The following is a 13853-nucleotide window of genomic DNA, read 5'->3' on the forward strand; positions in this document are numbered from 1 at the left end:
CTCGATGTGAGGCCGACGATCAGGCCCCCAGCGCCTTGCCGACGGCGTCGACCAGTTGGTTCTCGTCCGGGAACTCGCCGGTTTGAAGTTTCGAGTAGAGGCGTTTTCCGCCGACGGTCAGCTCGAAACACCCCTTCGACGAGGGAATCATCACGTATCGGCTGATCGCCCGCTTGTAGCGGGTCAGAAGCTTCGCCGTCAAACTGACGGCCTGCGGCTCGTAGCCTCAGAGGGCGCAGTATTCGAGCGTGATTTCCATGTCAGGACTCCTTTTCGAGAATGTGAGGGCGGGGTTGTTCGAATTCGTTCCACGATCATCGTAGGAGGAACGTCAACCGACCGCCGAGGGCTCGCTCGTTTTGGAGGCGGGAGCAGGCTCGGCCGAGGCGTTCGAGAAGTCGGCGTCGGCCGCCGCCGGTTTTCGGGTGTCAGCCGGCGAAGGCGACTGCCAGTCGACACTCATCAGCTCGGCCCAGCGGTTCAGCTCGGGGACGGTCTGGCAGACGAGCTTGAGGCTGGCCGTGATGGGCATCGCCAGGATCAGGCCCGAGAGCCCCCAGATGTACCCCCAGAACAAGCAGGCGATCAACACCGTCGTGCCGTTGAGGTCGAGCGACTTGCCCATGACCATGGGAGTCACCACGTAGCCCTCGATCCCTACCACGGCGAGGTACATGGCCGCGACGATCAGGCCGTCGCCCAGCGATCCCGACTGCCCCAGCGCGATCAACGTCGGCAGGGCGCCTCCCGCGAGCTGGCCGATATAGGGGATGAAATTCGTCACGGCCGCGAACAGCCCCAGCGGCAAGGCGAAGTTCACGCCCAGGACCCAGAGGCCGAGCGCCACGACCAGGCCCAGGCCGAGGTTGATGATCGTCCGCGCGATCAGGTACGCCCGGATCTTTCGCGTCACCTGATCCAGAATCAGATGAGCGCTACGGGCCGACTCCGGCGTCCGGGCGAAGAACCGCAAGACCTTGCTCGAAAGCATGTCGCTTTCGATCAGCAGGAAGATCACAAGGACCAGGACGATGAACCCCTGGACCACCCAGGCGGTGAAGTCGGTCAGCCCCAGGCTCAGCTTCTCGATCAGCAGGGCGCGGTTGGTGTCGCCGAGTCGGTCGATGGTGCCGGGTTCGGGGAGGATCACGCGGAGATACGGCTGGTCGCGAATCAGGTCGGTGATCCGGGCGCTGACCTGGCCGGCGAGCCGCTCGATGTCCGAAGGCAGCGTGTTGGCGGCGTGGACCAGGCTCTCGGCCGTCAGGCTGGCCAGATAGATCGCCCCCAAGACCAGCATTAGGAAGAACCCCAACGCCCCCATCGGCCCGAACGGGAACCATCGCCGGAAGAAGTTGGCGACCGGCGACAAGATGCACGCCAGCATCAGGGCGAACGCGATCGGCGCCAGGATCGTCTTCAGCAGGTAGAGCGCACCGACGACGCCCAGAACCGCCAGGATCACCTGAGAGGAGGCCGCATACTTCGCCGCTCGATCCAAAGCGACTCTCCCACGACGGAAACCAGGAACGCATAGAGAACGAGGGCGAAGTGCCGATCCTTCCATCATCGGGCCGTCGACCGTTCGCCGCAAGATCCCACGACGCGTCAGCCCGTTCGGGAGTCGGCGGATTACGAGATCCGCTTGAGGACGACCAGAGTCAGATCGTCGGTTTGCGACGCGCCGCAACGGAAGTCGAGGACTTCGCGAATTACGCGTTCGAGGATCAGGGAATGGGTGGGAGTCAGAACGTTGAGGGTTTCTCGGTCGTGCCTCGGACGGCCTTGATCATCTGGTCTTCTTGCTCGGCCTCTTGTCGAAGCTCTTTTGAATGCGTTCTTGCAAGTAAGACTGCTCGTCCTTGTCCTCGGCCTGAACGCTGTCGGAGGCGGAGCGGTTCGAACATCCGCCGATGAGAACCGGCGCTGCGAGCGCCAGCACGAGACCGAAGACCAGAGGGAACAAGACGCGGGGGATGTTCATGAATTGTCTCCGATGCGAAGTCGCGACGGCCGATTGCTCGATCGGCGCCGGGTCGGGTCTATGTGAGTTGGTGGAGATCGCCTCAAGGTTGTGAAGCGGCCCCCACCCGATCTTGACGATGGGTTCAGCATGGCTGATCGTCGCCATCCGAACAGATTCCGGGGCGCGGAAGCCAAACGAAGCCCGCGTTACAGCGCGTCCGACGAGACGACTTCACCCCCGGCTCGTGATCCCAGGGCCCGCCATGCCTGAACCGCAACGGAATCCTTGACGAATCGCACCGAGCCGTCTCCCGCCAGGACGTTCACGCCTCCCGGATGGCCGCTGGAAGGCGTGACCTGCATGTACCATGGGAGGTTCATGGAATCGCCCGACCAGGAGCCCATCATTTGGGCGCTGTTCATGATCGCGCAGGAGCGGCCGTTCGGGGGCGCGACGTGGTTGTAGGCCGTGCTCGCCATCTCTCCCGAAGCCCAAGCCGAGCCTGTATGCTTGAACCAGACGCTTTTGTTCCCCCCGACCGCCTGGCAGTTCGCGTAGGTCTCGTCCGCCGACTTCGGCATGGGTCCTGTCATGGACATGTACCATCCCGAAAGATCCTTCGTCTTGATCCCGCCGCCAAGCAGCCTCTCACTCGCGAACGCGGTCTGGCTCATGCCGTCGGTCACCGAGGCCGGCCGCGCGGCGCTGCGGTCGGAGAAGGCGCCGACCGTCTCGGAGTTCTTGGTCGAATCGTACATCCAACCGCCCTGGTTGATGACGTAGCTGTTCCTGCCCTGCCAGTTGCTCTCGGTGTAGTCGGAAGGGCAAGTGAAAGTCGCGATCGCCGCCTGGGAGGCCGTCGAGTTCTCCGGCACGGGGAGCGCCGGCAAGATCACGCCGCCCATCGCGTTGGCCCCCAGGTCCGGCGTCGTCGGCGACAGCGAGAAATTGATCGCGTTGAAAATGGTCGCCTGTTCAAGTTGCGGCAAGACCATGGCGTGGGCCGACCATCGACCATACCAGGGGGCGGTCGCGTAATAGCCGCCTCGTGCGAAGGGGAAGACGCCGTAGGCGCTCTCGTAAGTGTTCAGGGCGATGCCGAATTGTTTCAGGTTGTTCGTGCATTGCGCTCTCCGCGCCGCTTCCCTGGCGCTTTGAACGGCGGGCAGCAACATCGCGATAAGCACGGCGATGATCGCGATCACCACCAACAGTTCGATCAACGTGAACGCTCGACGACGCATGGCGAGAAGGCTCCAACGGGATATTTTGGGAGGGATGAATATCGCAATGACGCGAGGCCGCGAACCTTCGCTTGGCCGGCGCAACCCAGATGAGGACAAGGTTTGATCAGGTGGAATCCGCGGCGATCGTCGTCGCCTGCGTCCCGAACCGCGCCTGGCGTATTTCACGGGGTTCCACGGAAACCCGACTCGTCAGGGACGACGGTGCAAACCAACGCCCAAGAGGGATCGGGCGAGAACCGCGGCGACGCCGATGAACAGGATCAGAAGCCGAGAAGGCCGGGGAATCGCGGGGGGCGTTCGATGGACGTGGGTACGCGCCGAGGGCGGCAAGGCGTCTCGCTGGCGAGGACTCCAGTCGGATTCGGCGCAGCCAGGGGGGGGAAAGCCATCGTCCAGCACGAGGGGTCGGGGCGCGCCAAGGGGGCCGGGGGCGGGCTGAGGGGGACGCTCGACCTTTCCGAGCACGAGGGACCGGAGCACGGTACGTCGTGGCCGGGCGTCGGTCCTTCCCGATCGACGTCGGAGTGCCTGGGTGTTCCAGAATCGGAGAACAAAGCCAGGGACGATCGCCAGGAGTGGGAGGCGCTGTAGTCTCCGCAAGCCGCTCCAGCCGGGTTGGACGCATAAGCGATCAGTCCCAGGAGCAGGACCACCGCTCCGTACATCGGATGACTCGATCGTCTTGCGGGCGAAAAACCCATTTTAAACTGTTTTTGAATCCGGCTCGTCACGAGATCATGTGGGGACGACCTTTCAATAATTAAACATCATCGGGGCGCATTGCAAGCACTCTTTCAGGCGAGGTCGCTGATTCTGCCGGGGCGACCACTGAAAGCCGTATCGCCCAGACGACGCGGCTCGACGATGTAGTGGACCTGCCAGGCGGGCTGGCGGCAGGTTTGGCTCAGCATGCTTCATCGTTCCGCGGCGACGGTTTCAAGATTTGAGCGGGGCGAGGGGACGGGGAGTTGCATGTCCTTGGATCTCACGTCCGCTTCGGCCAGCTTTTCGCGGAGTGCCTTGTACCTGCCCCAGTCGAAGCCCATACGCTTCTTCGAACTTGCGCCGTTCTCCGATTTCGGCCCCGCGAGAAAGTCGATCGCCGCTTCCGCCCCGCGTGCGAAAAGTTGGAGTTTCTCCTCGGGGCCGAGGTTGAAGTTCAGCCAGTTGAATCCCTCGGTCTCGATCGTACCGATCAGGTGTTGATAATCCGGGTTGTTGTAGAGAAAGTCGAAATCCAGCGCCTGCCTGGCCGAGCCGATCCACGCAGCCGAGAATCCCCCGAGCGACGACAGATCCGGAGCGCGTCGCTCCATTCCCAGGCGGACGCCCAGAGTCGGCGCGAACGGCACGACGTCCGTCGCATGGAAGATGTTGATCGGAAAGTTCGACACGACCCCTCCGTCGACGAACAGGTGATGCTCGGGAAGCTCCGCCTCGTAGCCGTATTCTTTCCACCGCGGCGCCTTGGTCGCTCGATGGTCGCATTCCACGCGACTCGGTTCAAAAAAATAGGGTATGGACATTGAAGCCCGTACGAACCTCGACGGCGAGATCGCCCCCACGTCGTCCCAGATCAGATCAGCCATCTCCGGAAAGACGAACTTCGTCTTGGTGGAAGCATCGACCGCGACGATCGCCAGGCGGCCTGGGAGGCGGCTCTTGAATCGTTTCCGGGCCTCTTCGTCGTCTCGATTCGATCTCAGTCGCAAGCCTTTCGGCAGGACGCTCATCCTGGCTTCCAGCTTCTCGCAGGTTTCAACTCCCTCGCTGTCGAGGATGTCGTCCAACCAGCTCAGGAACTTTCGCCCGGGATGAAGGCCGAAAGACTTGACCAAGCCCGGGAAAACGAAGGCGGCCTGGGACAGAATCGAGAGTTTGCCCGCCCCGCGCGAGACTGCGGCGGACAGGTTCCTCGCGAAAAAACCACCGTCGAGGAACTGGCTCGCGTCCAGAAGGGCGAGGTGTTTCAGCAGCTTCTCGCTCTTGGCTTCCGAAGGCGGCCCCAGGGCGGCGATGAGCAACGCGTTGATCGCCCCGGCGGACGACCCCGCAATCCCGAGAAAGCGAATACCGGCCTTCTCCAGCACGTAGACGTAGCCCACCAGCGCGATGCCCAGGAGCCCGCCTCCTTGCAGGACCAGATCGACGTACTGATGCCCCTCGTCATCGATGATGTCGCTGAACTCCTTGCCCTCGACCCGTTTCCGCAGGTCGTCGACCGCCGTCTCGACGCTCGGTCCCCCAGCCTTCAGCGGATGCTCCAAGAGCTGGTGGACGCACAAACCATTCGCCTGGGACATGGAGACCTCCAGGGAGCGCATTCCAACAGAAGCCTTTGCATTCAACGCACCAGCGGACCGAGCACAAGGCGGATCAGGTCGGAAATGCTCACCGACAGCGCGGCGAACACCGCGACGACGGGGCCGACGTAGGCGATGAGCTTGCCGACGAAGTCGAGGTTCCACAGAGACCGGTCGGTCGGAAGCTTGTTCACGCGCGAGATCAATGCGTTGCGGTGAAACCCCACGAGCACGCGAGTGAGCACCATCACCATCAGGACGACGATGAACATCGTCCACTGGAAGAGCGTCCCCGCGGGCTGGAACGGATAGCTGTTGACCGTGGCCACGAGCATGAGCGTCAACACGGTGAGCGCCGTGACGCGCACCCAGAGGATTTCGAGATGCCGGTTGAGGTAGCGAACCACTTCGATCGCGAGGTAGGTTTCCACGCCCTCGACGGCGCTCGCCTGCAGCGAGTCGAACTGGGACTGGTCGTCGCTCGATGATGGGGTCGCTGCTGGTTCAGCCTTGTCGGCTTTCGGCTCATCTTTTTCGGGCGGCTTCACACCCTGATCGGAGAACGCCTTGACCGGGCTGCGATCCAGCCAGACGTGAGTCAAAAGTCTGGTGATCGCTCGCGTTGCGCAGGAAGCCCCTTCCGCCCGAGGCTTGTTCTCCAACTCGGCGCGAACCGCTCGCAAATCCTCGCTTCGAACGCGGACGCCGTGAGCGGCGCCGGACTTGAGGTTCCTACCCAGATTCGCGCGGATCAGGTGGAGCCGCTCGTCTAACTCCTTGTCGGCGCCGCCGGTCCAGACGTCGGCGAAATTCCCCAGACGCGAGGTCAGCCGGAGCGGCAGCCGGTCGAACGCGTCCCCCATGGGCAGGCTGAGGAGCGATTCCGTCCAGGCGTCGAGTCTCGTCCAATATTCGCGGAGATAGATCGCGATGTGAATCACGGCGCCGAAGAGGGCGGCGAGCAGGAGCCTCATCGCCAACGACAAAAGGGCGGACGGCTCCAACGTGCTGGCGCTGAACGTCAAGAAACCAAGGAGCATGCTCCAGATGAGTACGCCGAGAGTCACCGATGTCGGAACGATCCGCTCATCGTCGGGGCTGTTGTCTTGAGACTTCTCCCCGCCGTGAGCCCGCGATCGTCGCCGCCTGACAAGAAGCGTGAAGGTGGAAACGCAGACCAACGCGCACGCCGTAAAAAAATTCGAGCGGACAGCGAGCGACGTCTGAGCGATTCGCGGAAAGACCGCCGCCACGATGACGCAGCCGGAAAGGGCGGCGATGAACAGGGGCCGTGTCAGCGGAATCGAGGGCGCGCTCGCGGCGGAGTAGTGGAGCAGTCTCCACCTCAGAATCGTCCAGATGACGACGGCCACGGCGAGCGGGACGAGCCAATTCCTGTTCTGAAGGTGCCGGCCGCCGAACGAGGCGTAGAAATACATGAACCAGAACATCACAAGGCCGAGCAGGCCGAGACCCTCGTGCCGATACACATGGCCCATACTCGCTTCGGCGAACAGGCTCAGGTCCTTGGCCTTCGCCGCGCCCTGGTTCAGAAGGCTGTTGAACGGGAGACGGACGCCGACCGCTTCGGAGGGAAGGGGGTAGTGTGCGTCGACGACGAGACGATCTTCACGAATCCGGCGGTTTTTCGCGTGGCAGTGAGACAGCAACGCCGCCGCAGCGACGCCGAAGACGAATGGCAGCAGCCACGAGACGCCGCTGGTGATCGGAACGCGCGACAAAAACAGCTCGCGAGACGTCTCGGAAGCCCCGGCCTTCCGCAGTGGGGGATCTCCCCCGGACGGTCGCCAGATGCTGGCGGCGTATCGACCAGGACCCGTTGGATGCTTAGGCTCCTGGGGCACGTCGACGGCCAGCGGGAGATGGCCTTTCTGGCTGGAGACGGTCATCCATACTGCGGGGCTCCTGCGCCCGGATCGATCATCATTCCACGCGTAGTCGGCCAATTGTCGCTGGCAACGGTCGAACTCCTCTCCAGGCGTGGCGAGTTCGCAAAGCTGCGCGATGGCGGCGTTGTATACGCCATAGGCGGAGTGCTCGGGCAGCGTCAAGATCGGCTCTCGTCGATTGGCGTGATTGGTCCACATTGGATAAGTCGATGCGAATAAGATGCCGCGCAACTGGCCGATCGTCTCCTTGTGCGTGAAGGCGGGTTCCGCTTGCGGAAGGACGACCATGGCGTCGGGGCAATTGGCCTTGATGAACTCGGCGACGAAGAGGCGGTCCCGGACGTCGGTCGCCGAGAGATAGACGAAACGAATGTCGAGGCTGTTGATCTGCTCGGCGACGCGAAGCAGGCGGAGCTCGTCGCTGGCCGAGGTGAAGGCGGGCGACTCGGGACGGATGAACTCGGACTTCTCCGACTCTTCCTCTTCAAAGCGCAGCCGTTCGGCGGTGCGGAGCAAGTGCGACGACGCGCTCCCCTGGTCCTGGCGGGCGTACCGCCGGCGCATCTCGGCGATCTGCGCGGGGAATGTAAACCGAAACTCATCAAATCCGGCCTCGGCGGGAATTCTCGACCGTCGCAGCGACGCTCCGTAGCCTGTCGTCTCCTCGGTCAGGAAAGCGATACGGTTGTTGGGGACCAATGGGCTGGCGTACTCTCTCAGGAATTTCAGAGCGAACGTCAGCAGGTCGACATAGCCGTAAATGACGTTCTCGAGTCGGACGACCTGTTCGTTCCTCGAAGATGAGGAGGAGAAGGCGGCCTGGATTGCATCAACGTCGAGCGAGAGAGCCGTGCCGTTGATCCAGTGGACGCGAAGCGGACTTCCCGGCTTGGCTGGAGCGGGCGGCTTCGTGGAGTCGAGCCACGCCTTCAAGGCTCGCATGACCGACGAGACCGATCCGGAGAAGCTCGGACCGATGATTCGAACCGGGCCGGGAGGATGCCGCCCATCGAATTCGGCGGCGATGTCGAGGCTCGTCTGGAAGATCCCCGTATCGACTCCCACGATCGGCGTCTCGGGCACCAGGAGCAGCATGACCAACTCGTGCTGGATCTTCTCTTCGCCGGTTTTCCCATCGCTGAGCTTCATTCTGCGAACCAGCATGACGCCCGGCCGCCGGATCCGCGCGTCGGCGCCCGGCGCGGAGAGGCTCAGGCGCAAAGTTCCTGACGCCGGCGTCGAGGTGGGTACTTCGACCCTTCGGCCGGCCGGCCCTTTCCAGTCGATCTGATAACCGTCGAGCACGTATCCGGTGTTGCGCAGGGCCAGCAGCAAGGCGGTGATCGTACTGTCGAAACTGTAGGCGGAACCCGACAGACTCGGGTCGGGGACCATGCAGACGAGGACCTTGAGATCGTCGTGGGTCTTTTCGGGATCGATCATCCAGCCGACGACCTTGGAGGGGTCCAGAGGGCTTTTCGCGTACTTTGGATCCTTGGCGAGAAGGGATCGATCGGCCGGATCCAACCGAGCCAGCCGGGACGCGTAAAACCGGAGCAGGGGGTCGAGGATCGTGATCTTCTCTCGAAGTTCCTCCTCGGTGTTGCGGCCGTCGCCGAATAGGTGCGCATCCAGAAGCGTGTCGATCGGCGTATCGTCGGCCGGCGAGGCCGCCCCCGGAGCCGCGTTGCGGGCGGGCGTTGAACCGGATTGCTGTGTTCCGGGAAGATTGGAGAAGCCCAGAAACGTCAACATGGCGATGACCGCGGCCGGCAACGGCCACGCCGAGGTTACGCCTCTGGATTTGGAGGTGTCGTCGCCCATGGGTGGTTGCCAAAAAGCGAGTTCGACGCAGATCGGAACGGCAAAATCGCCTGGAAAGCGAAGATGAGACCGATTTGAAGACAAGTCTACGACGAATCAGGGGAAATTCAATAGAATTAATCGTGCCGGAAGCAACCTTAATGAAAATCGACCGTGGTCGTCGAACGACGCTTATTCGGCGGCGCGGCGTGCCTGGAGGGTCGTGGATCGAATCGAAGTGAGCGGAACACGATGGGGAGTGGGGCGAGAGCGAGGGCGATCGGAGGAGTCGCGCCGCGCGGATCGAAATTCCTGGCGCGTCCGCGATGGCTTCCGATTCGGATCGAGACCGCCGATCAGCCCATTTGACCCGGCTCAATGGGGGGAGTACGATCCAGGATGAAGATCCTGACGACGTCGACGACGACCCAATCGCGGGTTGTTTTCCCTTGAACAGGTCCTCTTGCAGAAGGGGAGTCGATCATGCCTCTCTTTGAGGTCGAGACTACGTCGCATATCATGATTGCGTCCGCCGAGGACGAAGACTCCGCCCGGTCGTTCGCCAGCACGAACTACCCGGGTGAGGAGATTCTTCGGGTGGCGCATCGTCCGCGAGACGCCTGGGTGATCTCCAAAAACCTGCTGGGCGTCCAGGCCGATTCCGACCCGTGTTCGACGGCTCGGGAGTGCCTGGCCAAGGCGCAGGGCGACAAGATCCACGCCGTCCGGCTGTACATGCAGTCGACGGGCACGGATCTTGAAAAGGCCCGCAAGGCCGTCGAATCGAACATGTCGCGCGGTTGGTGAGGTCGCCGACGACCGTCGCGCGCCGGGCCTGTCGGCCGTTCGATCTTGAGCCTCGTCTTGTCGGGGCCGAGGTTTTTCGGCCGGCGGGCCGACTGGGATGGTCGTGGGGTTTTCGACGCTCGTTCCAGCGACTTTTTCGACCGCTCGCGGCGTTGCTCCGGGTCGTGTACGATAAGCTTGTCGACGACAAGGCGAGGTCGTGAGGTCGTGAGCGGGAACACGGCCGTCGTGGTCGTGGAATCGGCCGACGGTCTGCGCTGTTGATGTAGCAAAATATGAAGGAGGGGTCTCATGCCTCGGGTCATCTCGTTGATCTTGGGAGGCGGTCGAGGCACGCGTCTCTATCCTCTGACGAAATCGCGGAGCAAGCCCGCGGTGCCCATCGCGGGGAAGTATCGTCTCATCGACATCCCCGTGTCGAACTGCATTCACTCCGGGCTGCACCGCATTTTCGTCGTCACCCAGTTTAATTCCGTCAGCCTGCACCGGCACATTTACAACACGTACAAGTTCGACCCGTTCAACGGGGGCTTCGTCGAGATCCTGGCCGCCCAGCAGACGATGCAAAACGAAACATGGTATCAAGGGACCGCCGACGCCGTCCGCCGCAACATCCCGTATTTCACGGAGAAGTCGTACGACCTGGTGTTGATCCTCTCGGGCGACCAGCTCTACCGGATGGATTTCAGGGAGATGATCCGCACTCATCTCGAGAACAAGGCGGTGGTCACGATCGCCGCCCTGCCGGTCGCCGAGTCCGAGGCGCGCTCCTGCGGCGTCATGCGCATCCAGGCCGACGGCCGGGTGATCGACTTCGAGGAGAAGCCCAAGACCCAAGAGAAGCTCAACCGGGTCCGCACCGACCCGAACTGGCTGGGGAAGATGGGCGTGAGCGCGCAAGGGCGGCCGTATCTCGCCAGCATGGGAATCTACGTCTTCAACACCAAGACGCTGGTCGAACTGCTCGGCAACAGCTCGGCCACCGATTTCGGCCACGAGCTTCTGCCCCAGACGATCGCCCAGCAGCGCGTGCAGGCGCACCTGTTCGACGGCTACTGGGAAGACATCGGCACCGTCGGCGCCTTCCACCAGGCCAACATCGACCTCACGCTCGACCACCCGCCGTTCGACTTCACGCACGGCGAGCAGCCGATTTTCACGAGGCCCCGCTACCTGCCCAGCTCGCGCGTGGTCGGAGCGACGATCAAGAACAGCCTGATCTGCGACGGCTGCGTCATCGGCCGAGGGGCGGTCATTGAGAACTCGGTGATCGGCGTCCGTTCCTTCATCGGCGAGAACGTGACCATTCGCGATTCGTACCTGATGGGCGGCGACTTTTACGAGCAGACCAAGGACGTCGAGGAAAACCAGCGCGAGGGCCGTCCCAACCTCGGCGTCGGCGCCGGCGCGGTCATTGAGCGAGCGATCATCGACAAGAACGTGCGCGTCGGCCGCAACGTCAAGATCGTCAACGAGACCGGGATCGTCGATTCCGAGGAGACGCCGACCCACGTGATCCGGGACGGCGTCGTCGTCGTTCCCAAGACGACGATTCTTCGAGAAGGGCTCGTGATCTGAATGCGACGAGATCGACGCCTATCACGAACCTGGCGATGCGACGGCCTTGCGGAGAGACGAGCGTGACGACGGAGCTGGCGATACGCGTCAAGGATTTGCACAAGCAATACCCCGGCCGCGACGGCCCGGTCCACGCCGTCGCCGGGATCGACCTGGAGATCCGTCGAGGCGAGTGCTTCGGCCTGCTCGGCCCCAACGGCGCGGGGAAGACCACGACGGTCGAGATCATGGAAGGGCTCACCCGGCCGACCTCCGGCGAGGTCGAAATCCTCGGCCTCCGCTGGGAGGACGGCGACGCGGCCATCCGCGAGCGGATCGGGGTTACGTTGCAAGAGACCCGGTTCCCCGATAAGGAGACCGTCCGAGAGTTGCTGACCGTCTTCCGCAGCTTCTACCGCCAGGGGTTGACGGCCGACGAGGCGATCGCGCGCGTGTCGCTCGAAACCAAGGCCAACGCCCTCATCGAGCAGCTTTCCGGCGGCCAGCAGCAGCGGCTGGCCGTGGCCGTCAGCCTGGTGGGGGACCCTGACGTCCTGTTCCTCGACGAGCCGACGACCGGCCTTGATCCGCAGTCGCGGCGGCAGCTCTGGGACGTCATCCACGGACTCGGCGAGAGCGGCCGGACCGTGCTGTTAACGACCCACTACATGGACGAGGCCGAGCGGCTCTGCGATCGTGTTGCGGTCATCGACCACGGCAAGATCATCGCGCTGGGGTCGCCGGCCGAGCTGATCGCGCGGCTGGGAGGCGACCACATCATCGAGTTCGCGCTCGGCGGTGAAGGGCCGCCGCTCGACACGGATGCGCTCGGCGGTCTCGACTCGGTGCTCTCCGCGCGGATCGACGCCGACGGCTATTCCCTGACGGCCGGCGAGCCGCACCGGGCCATTCCCGCCTTGCTCGATGCGCTCGGGGCTCAGGAACGCCCACTGGCCCGGCTGACCACCCGGCACGTGAGCCTGGAAGACGTCTTCGTCTCCCTGACCGGCCGCCACCTCCGCGACGACGTCGCCGAGGAACCCTCCCCAGCCAGGCGCGGTGGACGCCGGCGGAGAAGCCGCGCCTGACTGGCGACGGACCGGTTTCTTGGACGAGAACAGGAACATGCGGCGAGGTTTCCCCGCCGCTTCGAGGATCGCGAATGCTCCGCAACTCTCCGTTCTTCCAGCTCTACCTCGCGCGACTTCGCGAGTTCGTCCGCCAGCCCGCGCGGATCTTCTGGGTCTACGGATTCCCGATGCTCCTGGCCGTTGTCCTGGGCTTCGCGTTCCAGAACCGTCCCCCCGCGCCCGTCCAGGCCGACCTGGTCGCCGGACCGGCCGCCACCGCGATCGAGAAGGCCGTCGCTGATCACAACGCCCGCGCCGCCGCCGCGAGCGCATCGGCCCGCGGGATCGCGCCGATCGTCGAGCTTTCGGTGCATCCGGAAGCCCAGGCGCTGCATCGGCTCAAGACCGGGAAGACGCCGATCGTGATCAACCCCGACGGCGAGACCTCGTGGACCTATCAGTACGACCCGACCCGTCCCGAGGCGGCTTCCGCCCGGCTGGCGATCGACGACGTGCTTCAGCAGGCGGCCGGTAGGACGAACCCGAGGGCCACCACGGACGTCCTGGTGACCGAGCCCGGATCACGCTACATCGACTTCCTGATCCCGGGGTTGATCGGGATCAACGCGATGGGGGGCGGGTTGTGGGGCGTCGGGTTTTTTCTCGTCAACATGCGGATCGGCAAGCTGTTGAAGTGCTTCGTCGCCACCCCCATGCCCCGGCGCGATTTCCTCGGCGCCATTCTGGCCTCGCGGCTGACGTTCTTGATCCCTGACCTCGCGGTGCTCTTGCTGCTCGGCGTGTTCGCCTACCGGATGCCGATCCACGGCAGCCTGCTGCTCGTGATCGTCCTCGACGTGATCGGCGCTTTGGCGTTCGCGGGTATCGGCCTCCTGGTCGCCAGCCGGGCCTCCAGCACTGAGACGGTCAGCGGCCTGATGAATCTCGTCATGCTGCCGATGTGGCTCTTCTCCGGCGTCTTCTTCGCTTCGGAGCGGTTCCCCAGCTTCTTCCAGCCGTTCATCCAGGCCCTGCCGCTGACCCAGCTCGTCAACGCCCTGCGGCTGGTCATTCTCGAAGGGGCGGGGCTCGACAGCTTCGACGTCCTCAAGGCGATCGCCATCCTCGCCGCCTGGGCGATCGGCACGTTCTGGCTGGCTCTCCGCCTCTTCAAGTGGACTTGATTCCCA

Annotated in this window: 9 protein-coding genes and 1 pseudogene; 4 read left to right on the top strand and 6 right to left on the bottom strand. The window is 63.6% G+C overall.

The window, feature by feature from the left end; all coding sequences use genetic code 11:
* Window positions 1-19: 19 nt before the first annotated feature.
* The 6 genes and pseudogenes from BSF38_RS20725 to BSF38_RS32180 form a co-directional block, all read right to left on the bottom strand.
* A pseudogene (locus BSF38_RS20725) lies at window positions 20-214 on the bottom strand (Rdx family protein); the annotation flags it as partial.
* 117 nt (window positions 215-331) lie between these two features.
* Window positions 332-1501, bottom strand: coding sequence for an AI-2E family transporter (locus tag BSF38_RS20730; RefSeq protein WP_083713139.1), 1170 nt, complete (start codon window positions 1499-1501; stop codon window positions 332-334).
* A 288-nt stretch (window positions 1502-1789) separates the two neighbouring features.
* Complete coding sequence (locus tag BSF38_RS20735) at window positions 1790-2131, bottom strand: hypothetical protein (protein ID WP_076348824.1); 342 nt, start codon at window positions 2129-2131, stop codon at window positions 1790-1792.
* 41 nt (window positions 2132-2172) lie between these two features.
* Window positions 2173-3210 (bottom strand): DUF1559 domain-containing protein, encoded by a 1038-nt coding sequence (locus BSF38_RS20740; RefSeq protein ID WP_076348826.1) that lies wholly within the window; start codon window positions 3208-3210, stop codon window positions 2173-2175.
* Window positions 3211-4127: 917 nt separating this feature from the next.
* Window positions 4128-5537: a patatin-like phospholipase family protein gene (locus BSF38_RS20750; RefSeq protein ID WP_237170929.1), complete on the bottom strand. Its 1410-nt coding sequence runs from the start codon at window positions 5535-5537 to the stop codon at window positions 4128-4130.
* 20 nt (window positions 5538-5557) lie between these two features.
* Entirely contained in the window at window positions 5558-9181 is a 3624-nt protein-coding gene (locus tag BSF38_RS32180; RefSeq protein ID WP_237170548.1) for a hypothetical protein, read from the bottom strand.
* A 531-nt stretch (window positions 9182-9712) separates the two neighbouring features.
* On the opposite strand from BSF38_RS32180, the gene BSF38_RS20760 reads away from it, so the two are divergent.
* From BSF38_RS20760 to BSF38_RS20780, 4 genes are all read left to right on the top strand, one after another.
* Window positions 9713-10036 carry a DUF6793 family protein gene (locus BSF38_RS20760; protein ID WP_076348834.1) on the top strand — a complete coding sequence of 108 codons (324 nt, stop codon included), beginning with the start codon at window positions 9713-9715 and terminating at the stop codon, window positions 10034-10036.
* Window positions 10037-10327: 291 nt separating this feature from the next.
* The gene (locus BSF38_RS20770) at window positions 10328-11614 is read left to right on the top strand and encodes a glucose-1-phosphate adenylyltransferase (protein ID WP_076348838.1); all 1287 of its coding nucleotides are present in this window, start codon (window positions 10328-10330) and stop codon (window positions 11612-11614) included.
* 62 nt (window positions 11615-11676) lie between these two features.
* Window positions 11677-12681: an ABC transporter ATP-binding protein gene (locus BSF38_RS20775; RefSeq protein ID WP_237170549.1), complete on the top strand. Its 1005-nt coding sequence runs from the start codon at window positions 11677-11679 to the stop codon at window positions 12679-12681.
* 74 nt (window positions 12682-12755) lie between these two features.
* Entirely contained in the window at window positions 12756-13847 is a 1092-nt protein-coding gene (locus tag BSF38_RS20780; protein ID WP_076348842.1) for an ABC transporter permease, read from the top strand.
* The last annotated feature ends 6 nt before the right edge of the window (window positions 13848-13853 follow it).

It is taken from the genome of Paludisphaera borealis, from assembly GCF_001956985.1.
GTDB lineage: Bacteria > Planctomycetota > Planctomycetia > Isosphaerales > Isosphaeraceae > Paludisphaera > Paludisphaera borealis.

Excerpts from the sequence above, each read along its gene's own strand:
- BSF38_RS32180 (WP_237170548.1), bottom strand. The coding sequence starts at position 9,181 with ATGTTGACGTTTCTGGGCTTCTCCAATCTTCCCGGAACACAGCAATCC.
- BSF38_RS20770 (WP_076348838.1), top strand. The coding sequence starts at position 10,328 with ATGCCTCGGGTCATCTCGTTGATCTTGGGAGGCGGTCGAGGCACGCGT.
- BSF38_RS20735 (WP_076348824.1), bottom strand. The coding sequence starts at position 2,131 with ATGGCGACGATCAGCCATGCTGAACCCATCGTCAAGATCGGGTGGGGG.
- BSF38_RS20760 (WP_076348834.1), top strand. The coding sequence starts at position 9,713 with ATGCCTCTCTTTGAGGTCGAGACTACGTCGCATATCATGATTGCGTCC.
- BSF38_RS20740 (WP_076348826.1), bottom strand. The coding sequence starts at position 3,210 with ATGCGTCGTCGAGCGTTCACGTTGATCGAACTGTTGGTGGTGATCGCG.
- BSF38_RS20750 (WP_237170929.1), bottom strand. The coding sequence starts at position 5,537 with ATGCGCTCCCTGGAGGTCTCCATGTCCCAGGCGAATGGTTTGTGCGTC.
- BSF38_RS20780 (WP_076348842.1), top strand. The coding sequence starts at position 12,756 with ATGCTCCGCAACTCTCCGTTCTTCCAGCTCTACCTCGCGCGACTTCGC.